This window comes from Halalkalibacter sp. HAAS-P014 (genome assembly GCF_056619965.1).
In genome coordinates this window covers 133,328-149,870 of record NZ_JBWQTV010000017.1, presented here as the reverse complement: position 1 = coordinate 149,870, position 16,543 = coordinate 133,328, and the positions used below count along the sequence as shown (strand labels likewise).

Annotated in this window: 20 protein-coding genes; 6 read left to right on the top strand and 14 right to left on the bottom strand. The window is 38.0% G+C overall.

The genetic code is table 11. The features are described from left to right. Positions 1–81 precede the first annotated feature (81 nt). On the top strand, positions 82–231 hold the full coding sequence (locus AC1FXZ_RS14915) for a hypothetical protein (RefSeq protein ID WP_480055005.1): 150 nt from the start codon (positions 82–84) through the stop codon (positions 229–231). Between the two features lie 386 nt (positions 232–617). Here the strand turns inward: AC1FXZ_RS14915 and AC1FXZ_RS14910 are convergent, their stop codons facing one another. Both AC1FXZ_RS14910 and AC1FXZ_RS14905 read right to left on the bottom strand, forming a co-directional pair. Next, entirely contained in the window at positions 618–1,271 is a 654-nt protein-coding gene (locus AC1FXZ_RS14910) for a permease prefix domain 1-containing protein (RefSeq protein WP_480055003.1), read from the bottom strand. Then, positions 1,261–1,614, bottom strand: a complete 354-nt coding sequence (locus AC1FXZ_RS14905; protein WP_480055001.1) for a PadR family transcriptional regulator — start codon at positions 1,612–1,614, stop codon at positions 1,261–1,263. The genes AC1FXZ_RS14910 and AC1FXZ_RS14905 overlap by 11 nt, the downstream gene beginning before the upstream one ends. Positions 1,615–1,817: 203 nt before the next feature. Here AC1FXZ_RS14905 and AC1FXZ_RS14900 point away from each other — a divergent pair, with 203 nt between their 5' ends. Both AC1FXZ_RS14900 and AC1FXZ_RS14895 read left to right on the top strand, forming a co-directional pair. Then, entirely contained in the window at positions 1,818–2,054 is a 237-nt protein-coding gene (locus tag AC1FXZ_RS14900; RefSeq protein WP_480054999.1) for a hypothetical protein, read from the top strand. A 187-nt stretch (positions 2,055–2,241) separates the two neighbouring features. Beyond that, positions 2,242–2,472, top strand: coding sequence for a hypothetical protein (locus tag AC1FXZ_RS14895; protein WP_480054997.1), 231 nt, complete (start codon positions 2,242–2,244; stop codon positions 2,470–2,472). Positions 2,473–2,685: 213 nt separating this feature from the next. Here AC1FXZ_RS14895 and AC1FXZ_RS14890 read toward each other — a convergent pair whose 3' ends face one another. Further along, positions 2,686–3,084: a cytochrome b5 domain-containing protein gene (locus AC1FXZ_RS14890; protein ID WP_480054995.1), complete on the bottom strand. Its 399-nt coding sequence runs from the start codon at positions 3,082–3,084 to the stop codon at positions 2,686–2,688. A 274-nt stretch (positions 3,085–3,358) separates the two neighbouring features. Here AC1FXZ_RS14890 and AC1FXZ_RS14885 point away from each other — a divergent pair, with 274 nt between their 5' ends. The 3 genes from AC1FXZ_RS14885 to AC1FXZ_RS14875 all read left to right on the top strand — a co-directional run bounded on the left by AC1FXZ_RS14885 (position 3,359) and on the right by AC1FXZ_RS14875 (position 4,332). Beyond that, positions 3,359–3,610: a hypothetical protein gene (locus AC1FXZ_RS14885; RefSeq protein WP_480054993.1), complete on the top strand. Its 252-nt coding sequence runs from the start codon at positions 3,359–3,361 to the stop codon at positions 3,608–3,610. 33 nt (positions 3,611–3,643) lie between these two features. After that, positions 3,644–3,856, top strand: coding sequence for an ATPase (locus tag AC1FXZ_RS14880; protein ID WP_480054991.1), 213 nt, complete (start codon positions 3,644–3,646; stop codon positions 3,854–3,856). 131 nt (positions 3,857–3,987) lie between these two features. Further along, the gene (locus AC1FXZ_RS14875) at positions 3,988–4,332 is read left to right on the top strand and encodes a DUF3221 domain-containing protein (protein WP_480054989.1); all 345 of its coding nucleotides are present in this window, start codon (positions 3,988–3,990) and stop codon (positions 4,330–4,332) included. 356 nt (positions 4,333–4,688) lie between these two features. On the opposite strand, the gene AC1FXZ_RS14870 is transcribed toward AC1FXZ_RS14875, so the two are convergent. The 11 genes from AC1FXZ_RS14870 to AC1FXZ_RS14820 all read right to left on the bottom strand — a co-directional run bounded on the left by AC1FXZ_RS14870 (position 4,689) and on the right by AC1FXZ_RS14820 (position 16,542). Beyond that, positions 4,689–4,847 carry a hypothetical protein gene (locus AC1FXZ_RS14870; RefSeq protein WP_480054987.1) on the bottom strand — a complete coding sequence of 53 codons (159 nt, stop codon included), beginning with the start codon at positions 4,845–4,847 and terminating at the stop codon, positions 4,689–4,691. An 86-nt stretch (positions 4,848–4,933) separates the two neighbouring features. Further along, complete coding sequence (dnaB, locus tag AC1FXZ_RS14865; RefSeq protein ID WP_480054985.1) at positions 4,934–6,214, bottom strand: replicative DNA helicase; 1,281 nt, start codon at positions 6,212–6,214, stop codon at positions 4,934–4,936. Continuing rightward, on the bottom strand, positions 6,207–6,542 hold the full coding sequence (locus AC1FXZ_RS14860; RefSeq protein ID WP_480054983.1) for a hypothetical protein: 336 nt from the start codon (positions 6,540–6,542) through the stop codon (positions 6,207–6,209). The genes dnaB and AC1FXZ_RS14860 overlap by 8 nt, the downstream gene beginning before the upstream one ends. Further along, positions 6,539–7,339: a DnaD domain-containing protein gene (locus AC1FXZ_RS14855; RefSeq protein ID WP_480054981.1), complete on the bottom strand. Its 801-nt coding sequence runs from the start codon at positions 7,337–7,339 to the stop codon at positions 6,539–6,541. The genes AC1FXZ_RS14860 and AC1FXZ_RS14855 overlap by 4 nt, the downstream gene beginning before the upstream one ends. 1,200 nt (positions 7,340–8,539) lie before the next feature. Next, positions 8,540–9,736, bottom strand: a complete 1,197-nt coding sequence (locus tag AC1FXZ_RS14850) for a CaiB/BaiF CoA transferase family protein (RefSeq protein ID WP_480054979.1) — start codon at positions 9,734–9,736, stop codon at positions 8,540–8,542. Between the two features lie 401 nt (positions 9,737–10,137). Continuing rightward, a complete protein-coding gene (locus tag AC1FXZ_RS14845) occupies positions 10,138–11,181 on the bottom strand; it encodes a TAXI family TRAP transporter solute-binding subunit (protein WP_480054977.1) in 1,044 nt (347 codons plus the stop codon). 140 nt (positions 11,182–11,321) lie between these two features. Then, on the bottom strand, positions 11,322–13,295 hold the full coding sequence (locus tag AC1FXZ_RS14840) for a TRAP transporter permease (RefSeq protein WP_480054975.1): 1,974 nt from the start codon (positions 13,293–13,295) through the stop codon (positions 11,322–11,324). Between the two features lie 273 nt (positions 13,296–13,568). Beyond that, the gene (locus AC1FXZ_RS14835) at positions 13,569–14,297 is read right to left on the bottom strand and encodes a FadR/GntR family transcriptional regulator (protein WP_480054973.1); all 729 of its coding nucleotides are present in this window, start codon (positions 14,295–14,297) and stop codon (positions 13,569–13,571) included. 76 nt (positions 14,298–14,373) lie between these two features. Continuing rightward, positions 14,374–14,823 carry a hotdog family protein gene (locus AC1FXZ_RS14830; RefSeq protein WP_480054971.1) on the bottom strand — a complete coding sequence of 150 codons (450 nt, stop codon included), beginning with the start codon at positions 14,821–14,823 and terminating at the stop codon, positions 14,374–14,376. Between the two features lie 25 nt (positions 14,824–14,848). Then, positions 14,849–15,352, bottom strand: a complete 504-nt coding sequence (locus AC1FXZ_RS14825; RefSeq protein ID WP_480054969.1) for a MaoC family dehydratase — start codon at positions 15,350–15,352, stop codon at positions 14,849–14,851. Then, on the bottom strand, positions 15,328–16,542 hold the full coding sequence (locus AC1FXZ_RS14820) for a CaiB/BaiF CoA transferase family protein (protein WP_480054967.1): 1,215 nt from the start codon (positions 16,540–16,542) through the stop codon (positions 15,328–15,330). Before AC1FXZ_RS14820 ends, AC1FXZ_RS14825 begins: the two co-directional genes overlap by 25 nt. Position 16,543 lies beyond the last annotated feature (1 nt).

The following is a 16,543-nucleotide window of genomic DNA, read 5'->3' as shown; positions in this document are numbered from 1 at the left end:
ATAAGGTTTACTCAGTAAAATAAGGTATAGTATATATGTTGAATAGATTCTCTTTAAAGACAGGAAAAGTAGGTGAACAAAGTGGGAAAATATCAATTGGATGCCAAAGGCCAGGTAGCTGTGAGAAAGTTTCATGAAAAACAAGGGCCTGCTAAATCTGCTAAAAAGCAGCAACTTGAAAAATTACGTGCGGAGTATTTGAAAAAAAAGCAAAAACAAACAGATAAATAATATGAATGAAAACATAGGAAGATTAAATTCTCCCTATGTTTTTCTTATTCGAAGTTCTTTTTTCATTTGATGATAGAGTTTCTTGTGCCCTTGCTCCCCTCCCAGCTCCACCCCTTGTTTCCATAGAAAGGACTTTACAGTATAATAAAAATGAGAAGTGCGCCAACACTTCTCGTCTCATTCTACTTTTAAGTAGTTATTTGTTATTGAGGGCCACCTTTGCTTTGCACGGCGTAGGGTGGTTTTCTTTTTGTGTTATAGGTTCTTCATTTAGAATGGCTGTCATCAATCTCCCCTCCTATTTGCTTCTACTGCATCACCTTTAGATATTCTATATACGGATCATAGCGAGCCTTGAGTTTCAGAGTATCCAAGAAAACCTTTTTTTATTTTTTTCGATCTTTCCTAGTAAAAATAAGACTTAACAATATCGTAATTCCCACTAAAAAGAAAACCATAAAAGAACTAATCGCAATAAACATCTCACCCGTAGCAAATCCCGCTGTAGAGGCAACAAATACACTAAATAAAATCAAACCAATTGAAAGTGCATAAAGAGTTGCACGAACCTTATTCATCGCATAGTTTTGCTTTGTCTCTCTCGTTAAATAGCTATACGTTACGACAGCTCCACCCAACACAATAAAAATGGCTGGCCCTGAAACAGCTTCTAAAGAAAGACCCAGAAAAAACAACATCGAAGTAGTTAAAATTCCAAATAATATGACTACTATTCCTACAACTAACCCTGCAGTGGAAATTCGTGCTGACATGTTTGTATAGATCGCTTGTTTCGCTTTATCCTGGCCAACCTCTCGCATATCATCAACCAAACCACTAAGATCCCCTAAAGAACTGACTGCTTCCTTAAATGCCTCCTCTTCATCCATTTCTGACTTTTTATAATCAGCTATTTTTTCTTTTAAATTGGTTGTCAACTCTTCCTTCAAATCAAATAATTGTTGACTGTCTCCAACACCCGAAAATAAATGATCTACATATGAATTTACCTTTTTGTCTAAATCACTTTTATTTCTCATCGGTCGTAACTCCTCCTTCAATTAATTTGTTTAATATGCCTTTTGCAAAATTCCATTCTATTTTGTATTGCTCATATCGCGCCAACCCTTCTTCCGTAATTCGATAGTATTTCCTTCGACCACCTTGGGTTTCATCTCCCCAATACGAGACAAGCAATCCTTCCTTCTCTAATCTGCGAAAAGCTGTGTACAACGTTGCTTCCTTTAATTCATACTGCTTCTCACTCATTTCAATAATTGTTTTATAAATTTGGTAGCCATAACTATCATCATGTCTAAGGACATTTAAAATGATCGTATCTGTATGACCACGAATTAAATCTGTGGAAATCTTGTTACCCATACTACATCACCTCCTTTAATATAATATACGGCACATTACTTTGTCTGTCAAAGTACTTTCTCTATAATATGTACTTTGAATACTAATTATGAGATGCACACTTATAAGTGCACGCTAATTAATGTGACTAGCCCCGTTTAGGAAGGGGCTAGTGAAACCTATTTCAAAGTTGTTTCGTAGAAAAGTAAAAGGGAGTGAGAAGGTTGAAAAAATATGTTGTATTTATTTTAAGTTTTGTTTTGTTATATATAGTATTTCAGATTTCATCAGGCTTGCTCCTGACAACTCTTTACACTCCAGATTTATCCTCAAATAACAATAATGTGAGTCAAGAAGTGGTGTTTGGACAGACTTCAATAATTCCATTTTTGGGAACTTTATTAGTCGCAACTTTGTCTTACTTTCTGTCTCAAAAAATATTTACAGCGAGTAATAAATAGTTTCACTAACGAGAGCTTTACATGAATAGTTTTTTGGAAGCATTGATTAAATTTTGCCTTTTACTATTATGATTGGTGTCATTATATTAGTTTTAGTCAGTATTTCTATTAATCAAAAACAAAAGCGTATTCTTGAAAAAAAATTGGAAGATTGCAAGGAATGAAATGCACATAGGAGGTATAAAAAGTGGACTTATTACTTTTGATAACTATTAGTTTCATCATAATCGGATTTGTTGTTCTCGTTTCTTTGAAAAATAGTATGGAAAGTAAGCTCGCTTTTATAAAAGCAAATATGGCAAGCGAGGAAAATTCAACAAAAGCTAAATCCGTAATTTGGTGGATAGTGAGTGCCACAGCTTGGGGAATAGTAAGTATCATTCTTATTGTTTGGTGGTTTCATAATCACTTTGGATAACTGTTGGTTTCAAATGTACTTAAACAAACGGGTAGCTAGAGCGCGAACTAAAAGTTGTCAGTTGCAGCCCCAATGCTTATTGTGTTAACGAACTTCTCCAAAACTCAAGACTATAGACCAACACTCTGATGTCAATAAGACTCTCCCACCGCCTCTAAACAAAGACACCTAGTTACGATTATTTGAATCGTAACTAGGTGTTTAGTTTTATTGTTATTCAAGTGTACCGATGATTGGTAAGTCTTCCAATACAGAAGCGCCGTGTGGAGATGCTGCAATTTGGTCTGAGTTGTCTTCACCAGCCATTACTCCATTAAAGTGTTCTCCACCTTCCCATGCTCCAATATCTGAAACATCGTAAACGACTCCGTCAACCGCTACATAAGCAGGGTTTCCATCTTGCCCATTATACTCACTAAGTTCTTCCAGTGTGAATACTTGACCTTCTTCAACTGCTTCATCTGCTGAAGCGTCTGTTTCTTCTGCAGTATTTTCCTCTGTAGTTTCTTCCGTTGTCGACGTATCTGGTTCTGCAGTTGTTTCGTCCCCACCACAAGCTGCTAAAACAAAAGCCGCCATTGACAATACTAATAAACCTTTAAATTTTTTCATTTTCTTGCCCCCTACATTTTTAAAAACTTTTTTATATAGTTATATGTTAAATGTTATCTCTCCTCACTAAAAGGGATTTTGATGACTTTAACACATTGTTCACTTTCTTTTAAAAATGTGGTCACTTTTTTGTCAAATATACTCATGGTAGAATGAAAAAATGGATATTAGGCGAGGAGATTTCAAGTGAAATATAGTAGGATTTGTGAAATACCGTACTTAAGTAAACGGGTTGCTTTACATGAATATTTTTTTAGAAAGGGTTGATTTAATTTTGGCATTTATAATTATGATTGGTGTCATTATCTTAGTTTTAGTCAGTATTTCTATTAATGAAAAACAAAAGCGTATTCTTGAACAAAATACATTGTTATTTAAGGTAAAAAACAAATTTAGTGGCAAAACCTTTGTCGTCTATTCAATAAAAAATGAAGATAATGAAAGGACAGAATTTTTAATATACGATAACAACCAATGGCAGTGGGTGTTAAGTGACATGTATATACCGTATTCAACAAACGGATAGCATTAATTTAGCAATTGAATAGGAGGTTGAGTTATGAGTAACCCCTTTTGGATTCCATTAATAGCTTCATTTGGTACGATGATATTACTGTTTACAATAGGCATTATAGCTGATTTGAAATTTTTAATGTTTAAAGTTTCTCCCTCATATACTGAAATTTCTTTCTTACCAATCGGTGTTGGTATATTAATAGGATTAATTACAGAACGAATTCTAAAATTTAAATCTAAAAAATATGAAACCTAAATCTTGTTGTGCTAACGGAAGCATTTGTTGAGGAGCTGTTGTTATGACGGTTTCTACTGATATTGAAGTAACGGGCAGGAATGTTGCGATGTTTATTTGGGTGAAATGAAATCAAAGATTGGATGATTTATTTGAAAAAGATTAAGAGTATTATTTTTATGATGTTGTTAACGTTGGTCGTTGTTGGATGTGGAATTGGTGGAGAAAAAATAGAAATACAAGGTTATATCTTGAAAGTCGAAAATGAACGAGTTCTATTTGCTGATAACATTTCTCTTGAAGAATATAACGAAATGAAAGACCTTTCAATGGAAGAACTATTTTCGTTAGAAACCGTTCCTAATCTCATTTATTTAACGTATGTAAAAGCATATGATTTAAACCAAGGGGATAAAGTTTCAGTTATCATTTCAGGAGAGGTGGAAACTTCTTTGCCTGGTCAAGCAGAAGCAAGTAAGATAAAGAAAATAGACTAAGAGCAATAAGTTATTGAGCTAAACAGGGGTGATAGCTGAATAAAGGTTATCGCCTTTGTCCTCTTGAAGTAACGTAGAGCATTCCTTCAACAAGGAATGCTCTTTTTCCTCGTCAATAAAAAGGGAATTAATGTTAAACTAAAAAGCAGGATAATTTAATAAGAATTTAATGTAATATTTATTGACAGGGGTGCGTTATATGAGTTTTTGGACTTGGGTTGCAATTGCAATTGCGTTGATAGGTGGCATAGTTGGGGGTATAGTTGGCGCTAATTCAAAGAAAAAGAATTAATTTTATTTGAATTACGTAACGCAAGGGGACGGTTCCAGTGATATCCATGCTCCCCTCCTTCCCCTCACTCCTTCCTCCCAGACCTCCACTTCAACATCCGAAGCTGCTGCTTCAGCAACTTGTTCTCTCTTATTAGTAATTCTTTCTCAAACTGGTATTTTTGAACTTGCTTTTTCAACAGTGACAGATCGTACGCTACTTTTAATTGCTGAACTTCTCCCATGTGTGGCCTCCTTTTTTTGTCCACTGAAAAAGAGTGCTTTTTCCTTTTTTCAGTGGGCTTTCGAGTTCTTTTCCCTTTTCCAACAACTATGTTTTTGCTAAATTCACAAACCTCCCATATTCCTTCTCAAATAAGACCTCCACCGTCCCAACTGGTCCATTCCGTTGCTTTGCGACAATGATTTCAATTTTGTTTTGTTGGTCCGTTTCATGATCGTAATAATCATCGCGGTATAAAAAGGCAACAATATCTGCATCCTGCTCAATGCTGCCTGATTCTCGGATGTCCGACATCATTGGCCGTTTCACTTGGCGTGATTCAACCTTCCTTGATAACTGCGAAAGGGCGATAATCGGGACATCGAGCTCTCTTGCCATTGCTTTTAGGGAACGTGAGATGTCTGACACTTCTTGTTGGCGGTTTTCTCCTCGTTTGCTAGAGGGCTGAATGAGCTGGAGGTAATCAATGATTACAAGATGGTCTCGGTTCGGGTACTTGCGTTTGATTTCGCTTAATTTAGAACGCATTTCAGACACTTTGATACTCGGGTTATCGATGATTTCCATATCCCACTTTTCAATCGTTCCGATGGCGTTTACGGCTTGATGATAATCGCTAGCTGAAAAGAAACGTGTCGGGTTTTTCCATTTCATCCCGTCAATCTGCCCTTCTGCGTTAATCCACCTCATCGCCAGTTGTTTATCTGCCATCTCGAGGGAAAAGAAAGTCGTCACTCCTCCCCTTTGGCAGTTAGCAGCACCCATGTGCAAGGCAAACGCCGTTTTTCCGACAGAAGGTCTTGCAGCGATAATGATCAGGTCCTGCTTTTGCCAGCCTCCCGTCATTTTATCGAGATCGATAATGCCACTTGGTCTTCCCCTGAGATCTTCGGTCGGTTCGTGCAACGTTTCGACGACATCAGCAAGGATCTCCATTTTCGTCCGGTGTTGTTTCTTAATCGTCAGCCCCTGTATCTGTTGGAGCTCCGTGATCAGAGTAGATATCGTCTCATCATTTACTTCATGGTGAAATTGTTCAGTAAGCTTTAGTGCTGAGCGTCTTCTAACATGTTCGAAGGTCAATTCTTCGTAGTGCTTGAAGTTGCTTGTTGTGGCGACGGCATTCATCAGATCAGAAAGGTACGCCACTCCCCCAATTGATTCGAGGACTTCTTGTAACATGGTAACGACAGCTACGATATCAGGAGGCGTTTCGGACTGTTCTAATGCTCGCATTGCTTGAAAAATGATTTTATGGCGGGCTTCGTAGAAATGTTCTTCCTGTAGACTGCATTCTTTGATCAGTTCAGGATCAAGGAGGATGGCTCCAATAACAGCTTGTTCGGCAACGGATGGATGCTCACTCATCTTCTGCCTCCGTTAATGTAAGCTGCTTGAAGCGAGCCTGGAATTCTTCGATTTGCTCTTTCGTTGGGGGATTCTCAGCAGCACGTTTTTCATACTCCTGCGTTTTTCTTAACACTTCGTTTTCCTGAAGTGGATAAGAGGCAATATCTGAAATCGTTGGTGGCCAAGAGTTGGTGATGATGTATTCATTCAACCGTTTCATGACCCCAGCAAGATCCATTTGCAGTAAGGCTGGGACAAGGATTTTCATTTTCCGTTCTGTGATTTCATAGGATGGATAGACTTCGTGGATCGTTAGGAGAACTTCGGCTGCTTCTTCATTTGTCATGAAAAATCACCTCGTTTCACGCGTTCAAGTAGATCCGTTGGGGATGTTTTCGTTTGTCGCTTCTTTAAGTGGGTTTCGGTGGCTTGAATGTCTTGGATGGTCTTTACGTTATTATTCGACCATTTTTTTAAAATTCCTTCTGCATAATCCCACCTTTTTTGCTTCATCAAAGCTTTTTTTATCGCAAGCATCACAACTTCTGGACTTAGCTCTTCTACCCATAAGGCAATCGACTCTGCGATAAATGGATTCAGCACTCCAATGTTTTCTTCGTAAAACCTGAATACGACGGCGTATGGTTCTTGTTGTTTTTCTTGTTCTTGTTCTTCTTCTTTTTCTTCTTCTTGTCCACGTAACGTCGACGTAACGTCATTTTCTGGGTAAAAGGATGCGTAAAGGTCTCGAATCGACTCATTGGTGACGGCTTGTCCAACATATTCAACAAGAGATCGATCCTTGACGTCCTCTAGTTCCTTCCGAATACAATCAAGCATTGGTTTGCCCCCACGCCCGAGGTTATGCTTGCCCCAGTTCTTGATCGCAAGCTCCCTCGTTTCAGCATTGTAACGAATGAGCCTATGCTGGTGCAAAAAGCGCTCGAATAACAACTGCACCGTTTCAACGGAAAAGCCTGTTTCAAAAGCCACTTGTTTCTTCGTAATCCGGTAGACGCCAATTTGAGTCACTTGTGGATTGGTAAGAAGATACATGAAAAAGAACTTATCCTCCGGTGTCATCTCCTCCATCACTTTCGGGTCATTCCAAAACCCTGTTTGAATCATACGGAATTTAGCCATATGAAGATCCTCCTATCGTATGTATGTCTTCATACTTTATATATAAAGATATGTTGATTTTTGATAGGAGAATTTTAAAAAAATTACTTTTTAATAAAAAATTTATTCGTTATTGGGGGAGTGAATAGTCACTCCCCCTTGATGCTAAAAAGTGATGAAATATATATTTAGATTTCACTCCAATCCAAATTGCAAAACCTATTTGCTTTCGCCGTTCAACCTTTACCTCTTTTTTTTCCCTTTATTGTTATCGCCACTAACTGGTTCTTTGCCATGTAATTCTGGTGCATTTTGATTACGGCTGCCTTTATTGTATTTTTTGGTCATATTTCACATCTCCTTTCTTGATTCTTTTTCAGTTTATCCCGTTTTTGAAATGATATGATTTTCTGTTCATATATTATAGCTAGGCATGTGTTTTGCATGGAAAAATGGCTTTAGTTTTTTACGCAATTTGGATGACTTGGGTTCTTTAATATGGGGAAAGAAGTGTGAGGGGGGTATAAAATGTTTAGTAAAAGATTCTAATTGTAATCTTTAACATCAACAGGAGAGGGAAGGACCATCTCTTTCGTTATGAATTATTATCAAAAATGCGCTATTCCCTAAACGCTCTTTCTTATCAACACGTAAGCACAGCCACTATACACGTATTTTGAAGGATCTAGCATTGGTCGTAATCATTTATCCAATGACAAATCTAACAAAGTAAAAAAAAACGCCTTCCACAAAATGCAAAAAACGTTTGGCCGCATTGAGTATGTATGGTACTGGTGGTCGAGAGCGAAATACGTTTTTTAGTACTGCTTTAATAAGCTTTATGTCAAGAGTGTGTATAATTTGGTGTTAAATGATTTGGATGTGTAAATTCATTAAGTAGGTGATTCGCTTCCACCTGCTTTTATTCAGTTTTTCGTCATAAGACTGCTGGCCTGCTTACTAAAAAGTATAAAATAATTGTAAAAGACAGCTGCATTAGCTTCGATGTTCCAAATATGTTGAGTACTGACTGTAGATAATATATTCAAAAGATGTAGCTTTGTTCACCTTTAAATAAAAAACATCTTCGGTAACCGATAGGGGCTGCACTTCAAGCACCCCCTCTATCTATTCACTTCAGCGTAAACTTCATCCATCATATCTCCATTATTACTTTTTTAATTCCTCGTTCTCTAAAATCTTTATAAGAAATTTTTCGTTTCAACCCTCAACAACATAACCATTATTAATAAACTCATTTATCTGAGTCTCCGAATACCCCAATTCCAAAAGAACTTCTGTATTGTGTTCACCTTTTTTTGGTGGTGGAACATTAGTAGGAAAAAACTTGCCATTATATAATATCGGACTGCCCATTGCCTTCACACTTCCTGATGGCAGATTAATATCAGTCAATGGGATAGTTGATTTAAAATGATTATCATGAGCAATGTCTTCAAAGTCATTTAACGGTGCACACAATATATCCGAGATTTGTAGCTTCTTGATCCATTCTGATGAAGTTTTTTTCAAAAAGACCGAATCCAATAATTTATTTAATTCTTCCCGATTTTCTAATCGCTTCATATTGTTATTATATCGATTATCATGTTCTAATTCGGGTTGTTCAATCGCTGCACAAAACTTTTTCCAATGAGACTCTCTTAAAACCGCGATAGTTATATACTTGCCATCTGCAGTTTTAAATGAACCAGCTGGTGATAGTGACGGATTTTGATTTCCGTGTCGTTCAGGTAATGTATTTTTGATTAAATACTCCGAAAATAAAGTTGTCATTAAACCTAATGAGGCATTCATAAGGCTTATATCAATATTTGCTCCTTCTTTTCCTTCCTTTTTGGCATATAAAGATAAGAGTATTGCCTGAACAGCATTGTTAGCAGCAGCAATATCAATTAAAGGAAAAGCAACACGTAATGGTGGTCCACTACTTTCTCCAATCAGATTCATCATGCCACTAATAGATTGTAAAACCGTATCACTACCGGGCAACTGAGAATACTCACCTTTTTGACCAAAAGCTGATATAGTACAATAGGTAATAGTAGGGTTAACCTCACAACAACTTTCATAGCCAAATCCAAGACGCTCCATAACTCCTGGTCGGTAGTTTGAAATAATAACATCAGCTTTTTTTAAGAGTTGGTTCAAAATTTCACGTGCTTTATTAGTACGAAGATCCAAACTTAAGTCACGCTTGTTTCGATTTAGAGCTATGAATTGGGGGTTTAATCCTTCTGTGCCTTCTCGTGTTTTGGCGAAATTCCTCCCCCAATCACCTTCAGGTCGTTCAACTTTAATCACTTGAGCTCCCATATCACCTAAAATGGTTGAAGCGTAAGGGCCAGCAACCCCCTCAGTCATATCGATCACTGTTATATCAGATAGGATTGTCATTTGTTTACTCCATCCTCTCTCGTTTGTTCAAAACCCCATGTTTTAGCAAACACCACGATGAATGAAAACTAGGACTAACAACTTAGTTTTCATATAAAAAGGATAATTTGTTTTATGCATATACTACCTCTTTGCTGTTACTGTGGTACGGTTGATAGTCTCGAGGCATTACAATAAGAGGTGGGCATGATCCTCCTTCGCAAAAGCCAATTGTTCTTGTCATACTGGCTTCCTGACTTGGGAGTCATGCCCACAGAGCTCATTGCCAAACCCGACTATGACTTTAGCACCTTATGACCTAAGCCACATGAGCCCATATTTTGTATATCTAGTTTTTTACAGATGCTGATCTAGAAGAGGTACGTAATAGATTACCAATTAACATCTGGACGTCCTGTTTTTTATTGAAATTCATCAGGCCACACGTCGTTTTCTTCATACCATCTTATTGCGCCTTGATGATATTCCACACCTAATTCGTTCACCAAGTAATCTACTCCCATGAAGGCGTTATCTATATTGTATTCTGCCCCACTGATATGAACTTCTTCGATTTCACTAGTGTTCTCATGCATTGCTTTAAGCATTTCATAAACCTTTTCCTCGGGCAGATCTGAGCGAACTAGGACATAAGTTGAATGACCGAACATTGGTACACTTTCATCCACCCCTTTATAAACTCCTTCTGGAACCTCAGTTGAGTAGATATCAGGTTTAGACTTTCGTATTTCTTCAACATAGTCCTCTGTTATTGGAAGTATACGTATGTCCGTTGTAGTGACAAGGTCTGAAATGGACGGTGTTGGAACTCCTCCAGCTAATATAGCCCCATCAATTGTTCCATCTCTTAAAGCACTGACTTGTTCAGATTGATCTAATTCAGCTGCATCAATATCTTCAATAGTTAAACCGAAGGTAGATAGCAGAACATTGGCTTCAAATCTTAGGCCACTCCCCGGCGGACCTACACCAATACGATTTCCTTCAACAAAAAGCTCCTCAATACTTGTAATACCTGAATCTTCGCGAACAACCAAGTAAATATTATTTGTATGACCAGCGGCCATAAGTTTCAATTGAGACGGATCAGCTGTCCCATCATCAATTGATGAAGCTACATCTGAAGAGCTCACTAGTCCTAAATCCATGTCACCGCTGCTAACCCTCCGTGTGTTTTCTAGAGACCCACCTGTAGCTTGAGCAGTGATTCTTATATCAGAAGCATGATTGTTAATAACATTGGCTAATCCACTTCCAACAATAAAATAGGTGCCACCCTGCGCTGCAGTGCCAAGTAAGAAAGAGGATTTATCTGCAACTCCATTTGTAGTCTCATTTAAAGGCTCATTTGATGATACCTCTGATGATTGCTGGCTACACCCTATCGCGACAAGTGCTAAAACGATGATTAAACAACATGTTAACCAAAAGTTACTTATTTTCATTTGTTTTCCCCCTTAATCTTTTGAATGTCACTTTGATTCCTTTAGGTTCGTCCGTGTGAATCGTTGTTGTCACTTGCGCATTTGTTTTCCAGTCCTTTTATTCTTAAGTGTTGCCCAACTAGATGCTTATCCCCCCAATACTATGATATATTTTGTGTACCTTTAGTTGTAGTAACTTGCGCATTTTTATTTTTAATGAAATGCGCAATATGAACAAACGCTATTATCAACAGACCTATAAAACTGAGGACGGGAACCGGTATAACTAAAATGATACCGCTTACAAAAATAGCTAAACGTTCCCACCAACAAATTGATGTCTTATACAAGATCATTCCTTGTAATGCACTAGCCAAACAGTAAACCCCCACGCCTGCGGTGACAAAGGCAATAAAAATTTCGCTGACTGTTCCATTTAACAATAGGACGTCATTGTATACGAAAAAGAATGGTAAAACATACAAGACATTTGCTATCTTCATAGAACTCCAAGCAATCTTAAACGGTGGTGCTCCGGCAATCCCTGAGGCCACAAAAGCATCTGGAGCTGCTGGGGGGGAAATTGCTGCTATAGCTCCAAAGTAGAAGATAAATAAATGGGCTGCTAAAGGATTAACATCCATACTAATGAGAGCAGGAGCTACAGTGATAGCTAATATAGAATACGCTACTAATATTGGTACACCAGTACCAAGAAGTATGGCTACTACAGCTGTTATAACCAATAGTATGAATAAATTCCCATTGGAAAGATTGACCATGATATTTGACATATGGAGACCAAAACCACTCACCATAACAATTCCACCTATTAAGCTTGCCAATCCCACTACACTTGCAATAATTAACGAATCACGAACACCAAGTACCATAATCTCCCTAATACGGTTAATTTTTTGCACTATGCCTTTGGTAGATCGATTAAAAATTAAAAATACGATAATACATGTTATAACTCCCCAAAATCCAGCTCTAGCAGGGGAGACACCTGCAACAGCAAGCATGTATATAAGAACAATTATTGGTATAACATGAAACCACCCATTTTTTATTGTAGGCCAAATTTTAGGAATTTCCTCAGCTTTGACTCCACGCAAATTCTCTTTAGCGGCCTCAAAATCTATCATAAAAAACAGACTTAAGAAGAAAAGAATTCCAAGAAGTAGGCAAGCTTTTGCTATCTCCCAGTATGACATACCTAGTATTTCCATCATGATAAAAACCGAACTTCCCATTATTGGGGGCATGATTTGGGATCCTAAGCTACTGCATGCTTCGACTCCTCCAGCAAAAACGCGACTATACCCGGTTCGTCTCATCATGGGGATGGTAAAAGCTCCCGAACTTGCTACATTTGCCATACTACTTCCAGTCATCATCCCAACTATAGCACTAGCCACCACTGCAATTTTACCAGCACCACCACGCACTTTCCCTAACAAAATCATACCCAAATCATGAATAGTCTCGGACGTTCCAGAATATCGAATATAAGCAGCAAACATCAGAAAAATAAAGATATACTCGGCTGCTATTCCAGTAATCGAACCGAATGGACCATTTGTTGTCAAAAAGAATGTAGCCATGAATTGGGGGATATCATACCCTATATGAGTAAAAGGCTCAGGAAACCAAGGGCCAAATAAAGCATATATCACAAACAGGGCTACTACACTTGTAAATCCCCACCCGATCAACCTTCGTGACACCTCAAACAAGATACAAAAAGCAAGAATACCCATGAATACATCTAGGAATGTTGGAGGTAGACCTACTCTATCATTGTAAGTTTGAAATGTAGAGAATACGTATGCCCCCGTAGTAATCGCGATAGCAGCGAGTGACATATCGACCACTAGTGCCCACCGACTCTTTATTAACCGAGAAGAGATCGGAACTAAAAGTAATGCAAAGACCAATCCTCCTGTTAAGTAGATTGAGCGATGTTCAATTCCTGGCAAACCTCTAAAACCTGCAGCGTATACAAAGTAGAGTGCATAAACAAGCATCAAAGTAGACAGTATAAATTCTCCGTATTTTGGAAAAACGCGATATTTACTATTATATTCACTATCATTACCCTCTTCTGGCTGTTTCACTTCTACACTTTGCAAAGAAAACTCTCCCTTCAAAAGACTATGCCTCATTTACTCAACTTTCGCACTTATATAATAATTCCACTTTAAAAACCCTATGTTTCACTTGCCCCTATTTATCCCAGTTAGTCTTTTGAATTTTCAACATAAAAATTGATTTTCACTTCTTGATTTAAAGAAGGCAGAAAATAATTCAGCCAAGGATAGATTTAAATACTTAATTTTTGGTTACCTATTGTATTCCATTACTTTTTCATTGTTTTTAATTAAAGGGATGGAACACATGAATCATTACCTTTCATCTGAATTTTGCTGAAAAGACGAAACTTTTGTAAATTCCTCTATATGAGATCTCATCCTGCGTACTGCGGCTTTTTCATCTTGTGCAACAATCGCATCAACTATTTTCTGGTGTGCATAAATCACATCCTCAAACTGATCGTTAGTTATTTCAGATCTGCGTGTAACTTCGTAAATGAATGGTTCTATTACTTTCATTAACATTAATAGAAAGCGATTTTGAGACGCCATTGCAATAGCCAAATGAAACTCCACATTTTTCTCCTCTTCGTTACCTTGCCCTTCCCTTAATGCAATTTCACAATCTTGCTTCGTCTCCATAATGTAGTCAATATCTTCCGGTGTTGCTCGTAATGCTGCTAATCCAGCACAAAGCGCCTCTAATTCAATTTGTGTTTCCATTAATTCAACTGGATTGATGTTGTTTAAACTAATCAAAGAAGAAAAGGAGCGGGTAACTGATGTAGTATTTGGTTCACGTACAAAAACCCCTCCTCCTACTCCTGGCTTGGATAAAATTAGTCCTTCAAACTCTAACAATAATAGCGCTTCACGTGCTGTCGCTCGACTGCATGACCATTTCTCAAGAATTTCACGTTCCGACAAAAAACGAGTATTCGAGGGGTATTTACCTTCAAAAATCATGTTTCTTAATTCTTCTGCGATCATATGGGATACTTTCAAATGGGATCTTTCTGTATTATATTTGTTGACGACCACATGCCCCACTCCTATCTAATGTACTTGTAAGGGAATGCTTCAAACAGAAACAATCCCTTAACAACTCCATTATATCCTATTTAAATGGAAGTTTTATAACTGCTGTACCTGGTACACAAACATCTCCTTTTTGATTAACTTCTTCAATCTCCACAAATACAAGGCCTTCTCCATTCTTCACCTCTTTTTTTATAACTTTACCTTGGCAGGTCAGAGTGTCTCCAGGGACAGCATAACGCCTCACACTAAGCTCCATGCTTTTCAATTCACCCTTATCGCCCATCCAATCTGTACATAATTGTGTTAAAAACGCGCCATGCAAATGAGATTGGACTAAGATATCCGGATAGCCTTCTTCGCTAGCATAGCTTTGATCATAGTGAATCCTATGCGTATTCCAGGTAATAGCACTATATCGAAATAATTGTAAATGTGTAGGTGTTTTCACCAATTTGGGAAGTTCATCACCTACATGAACATCTTCAAAATACGTAGGGTCTAAAGAAACAGAAGACTGAAGTTCCATCGAATTACCTCCTTTAAAATATCTGCTAACGAGCCATTATTGTACGCTTACAAACACTGAGTGTATTTTCATTCTCGTCTTGATATGTGTTCGTTTCTACTAAGAAAGCGACCAAACCTTTTTTTCCTGTCTTAGTAAAAGTATCCGTGACTTCAGAAGTGAGGGTAACATTTGTCCCTGCAACCACCGGGCGTAGAAACTCTTTTTCTTCCCCTCCACCCATGATTTTGATGCCTTGAAACTCTTTTGGTAAAAAACCTTCTTGTGGCATACCATCTCGATGTAAATTTTCCTCCTTTAGACCCACTCCCCATTCAATTACGGAAGCAAGTAGATTGGGAGGAGCAATGACATCGGTATACCCTTGCTCTTTTGCAAATTCCTTGTCATGATATAGTGGATTATCATCTCCAACAGCTAGTGCATATCGTTGAATAAGCAAAGGAGTTATTTGACCAAGTGACTTCTGCTTTTTTGTTCCTACCAAGGTTGAAAAATATTCTGCTAATTGTTCAATTTTGGTTGACATACATACCCTCCGATTGCTTGTTTTTCTCGTAATACTTGCAACTGATCTGGACTTAAATCTAGTAAATCTGATAACACTTGATCTGTATGTTCACCTAGCTTTGGGGATAGGCGTACTTCTTCTAACTCCGATTCAGATAATCGAATAGGAGAACCAGGCACCCTAATTTTCCCTCGTTCAGGATGGTCAACTTCCCGAATCATATTTCTGAATTTCAGATGAGGATCATCGGCTACTTCCGAAATAGACATAACAGGAGCACATGGAACTTGAAATTGCGTCAAGTTGTGAACTATGTCTACTTTCTCCTTCGATAACATAAAGCTTGCTATAATCTCGTCTAACATATCCATATTTCGAGCACGCTCCTGCTTCGATCGAAAACGGGGATCTGTTTTTAATTCCTCTTTTCCTAGATATCGAAGGAAGTTTTCCCAATGTTTCTCTGACATACAAAGTATAGCTACATAGCCATCCTTTGTTTCATAAACATTATAAGGAGCTTCTCCTAGACCACTATGTTTGTTCCCAGTCCGTTCTGGTACTTTTGGTTCAACATCATAATAAGCGGCAAGTGGGGATGCTAAAGCAGGGTACATGGCATCATGCATAGATACTTCAACCATCTGTCCTTTCCCTGTTTTTTCTCGTTGATAGAGGGCTGTCATAATCCCACCAAAAAGATGGATTCCTCCTGAGATATCAGCAAATGCAGGACCTGATTTTAATGGGGGACCGTCAGGATACCCAGTAGCAGCCATCACCCCACTCATTGCTTGAACAGTTAAGTCCATGGCGGGAAATTCCGCATACGGCCCTTCTAGCCCATAACCTTTCCCCGTTGCATAAATCAGACGTGGATTTACCTCTTTTAGCACATCGTAGTCCAGACCCAAACGGCTCATAACCCCAGGGGCAAAATTTTCAACTATCACATCAGCTTTTTTTACCATCTGTATAAACAAATCTTTTCCTTCTTCTCCTTTCAAATTAAGTGAAACTCCCAACTTATTAGAATTAAACATGAAGAATTCATGGGGTTCATCCCGGCGTTTTCTAAGCACTTCACCATCCAATGATTCTATCTTGATTACTTTAGCCCCCTGAAAGGCCAACAGTAACGAACAGTATGGTCCATTGTAAATTTGTCCTAGATCAAGAACAAGAAGATCTTCAAGTGCCTGGGCCATT

Coding starts and splice junctions, on each gene's coding strand:
- AC1FXZ_RS14910 (WP_480055003.1), bottom strand. CDS start 1,271: ATGAGAAATAAAAGTGATTTAGACAAAAAGGTAAATTCATATGTAGAT.
- AC1FXZ_RS14905 (WP_480055001.1), bottom strand. CDS start 1,614: ATGGGTAACAAGATTTCCACAGATTTAATTCGTGGTCATACAGATACG.
- AC1FXZ_RS14890 (WP_480054995.1), bottom strand. CDS start 3,084: ATGAAAAAATTTAAAGGTTTATTAGTATTGTCAATGGCGGCTTTTGTT.
- AC1FXZ_RS14880 (WP_480054991.1), top strand. CDS start 3,644: ATGAGTAACCCCTTTTGGATTCCATTAATAGCTTCATTTGGTACGATG.
- AC1FXZ_RS14870 (WP_480054987.1), bottom strand. CDS start 4,847: ATGGGAGAAGTTCAGCAATTAAAAGTAGCGTACGATCTGTCACTGTTG.
- dnaB (WP_480054985.1), bottom strand. CDS start 6,214: ATGAGTGAGCATCCATCCGTTGCCGAACAAGCTGTTATTGGAGCCATC.
- AC1FXZ_RS14860 (WP_480054983.1), bottom strand. CDS start 6,542: ATGACAAATGAAGAAGCAGCCGAAGTTCTCCTAACGATCCACGAAGTC.
- AC1FXZ_RS14855 (WP_480054981.1), bottom strand. CDS start 7,339: ATGGCTAAATTCCGTATGATTCAAACAGGGTTTTGGAATGACCCGAAA.
- AC1FXZ_RS14850 (WP_480054979.1), bottom strand. CDS start 9,736: ATGACAATCCTATCTGATATAACAGTGATCGATATGACTGAGGGGGTT.
- AC1FXZ_RS14845 (WP_480054977.1), bottom strand. CDS start 11,181: ATGAAAATAAGTAACTTTTGGTTAACATGTTGTTTAATCATCGTTTTA.
- AC1FXZ_RS14830 (WP_480054971.1), bottom strand. CDS start 14,823: ATGGAACTTCAGTCTTCTGTTTCTTTAGACCCTACGTATTTTGAAGAT.
- AC1FXZ_RS14825 (WP_480054969.1), bottom strand. CDS start 15,352: ATGTCAACCAAAATTGAACAATTAGCAGAATATTTTTCAACCTTGGTA.
- AC1FXZ_RS14820 (WP_480054967.1), bottom strand. CDS start 16,542: ATGGCCCAGGCACTTGAAGATCTTCTTGTTCTTGATCTAGGACAAATT.